The 1724-nt window shown below is 53.7% G+C and carries 1 rRNA gene; it reads right to left on the minus strand.

The features are described 5' to 3' along the window. Positions 1-13: 13 nt before the first annotated feature. Positions 14-1553 (minus strand): 16S ribosomal RNA (locus ACNY69_RS21590). Between the last annotated feature and the right edge of the window lie 171 nt (positions 1554-1724).

Below are 1724 nucleotides of genomic sequence, written 5' to 3' on the forward strand. Positions count from 1 at the left end.
AGGTATCTTAAGGTAAGGAGGTGATCCAACCGCAGGTTCCCCTACGGTTACCTTGTTACGACTTCACCCCAGTCATGAATCACAAAGTGGTAAGCGCCCTCCCGAAGGTTAAGCTACCTACTTCTTTTGCAACCCACTCCCATGGTGTGACGGGCGGTGTGTACAAGGCCCGGGAACGTATTCACCGTGGCATTCTGATCCACGATTACTAGCGATTCCGACTTCACGGAGTCGAGTTGCAGACTCCGATCCGGACTACGACGCACTTTGTGAGGTCCGCTTGCTCTCGCGAGGTCGCTTCTCTTTGTATGCGCCATTGTAGCACGTGTGTAGCCCTACTCGTAAGGGCCATGATGACTTGACGTCATCCCCACCTTCCTCCGGTTTATCACCGGCAGTCTCCTTTGAGTTCCCGACCGAATCGCTGGCAACAAAGGATAAGGGTTGCGCTCGTTGCGGGACTTAACCCAACATTTCACAACACGAGCTGACGACAGCCATGCAGCACCTGTCTCAGCGTTCCCGAAGGCACCAATCCATCTCTGGAAAGTTCGCTGGATGTCAAGAGTAGGTAAGGTTCTTCGCGTTGCATCGAATTAAACCACATGCTCCACCGCTTGTGCGGGCCCCCGTCAATTCATTTGAGTTTTAACCTTGCGGCCGTACTCCCCAGGCGGTCGACTTAACGCGTTAGCTCCGGAAGCCACTCCTCAAGGGAACAACCTCCAAGTCGACATCGTTTACGGCGTGGACTACCAGGGTATCTAATCCTGTTTGCTCCCCACGCTTTCGCACCTGAGCGTCAGTCTTCGTCCAGGGGGCCGCCTTCGCCACCGGTATTCCTCCAGATCTCTACGCATTTCACCGCTACACCTGGAATTCTACCCCCCTCTACGAGACTCAAGCCTGCCAGTTTCAAATGCAGTTCCCAGGTTAAGCCCGGGGATTTCACATCTGACTTAACAGACCGCCTGCGTGCGCTTTACGCCCAGTAATTCCGATTAACGCTTGCACCCTCCGTATTACCGCGGCTGCTGGCACGGAGTTAGCCGGTGCTTCTTCTGCGGGTAACGTCAATCGGCGCGGTTATTAACCGCACCGCCTTCCTCCCCGCTGAAAGTACTTTACAACCCGAAGGCCTTCTTCATACACGCGGCATGGCTGCATCAGGCTTGCGCCCATTGTGCAATATTCCCCACTGCTGCCTCCCGTAGGAGTCTGGACCGTGTCTCAGTTCCAGTGTGGCTGGTCATCCTCTCAGACCAGCTAGGGATCGTCGCCTAGGTGGGCCATTACCCCGCCTACTAGCTAATCCCATCTGGGTTCATCCGATAGTGAGAGGCCCGAAGGTCCCCCTCTTTGGTCTTGCGACGTTATGCGGTATTAGCCACCGTTTCCAGTGGTTATCCCCCTCTATCGGGCAGATCCCCAGACATTACTCACCCGTCCGCCACTCGTCACCCGAGAGCAAGCTCTCTGTGCTACCGTCCGACTTGCATGTGTTAGGCCTGCCGCCAGCGTTCAATCTGAGCCATGATCAAACTCTTCAATTTAAAGTTTGATTTGCTGCAACCAGTGCAGCGATGCTCATCTGTAAAACGTCATAATGAATTTCATTATGTGTTCACTCGTGAGGCTTTGATATTTTTTTGCGTCCAAAGACGCTGATATCAATCCTGCGAGTGCCCACACAGATTGTCTGATAAATTGTTAAAGAGCAGTGC

It is taken from the genome of Pantoea graminicola (genome assembly GCF_048452665.1).
Lineage (GTDB): Bacteria > Pseudomonadota > Gammaproteobacteria > Enterobacterales > Enterobacteriaceae > Pantoea.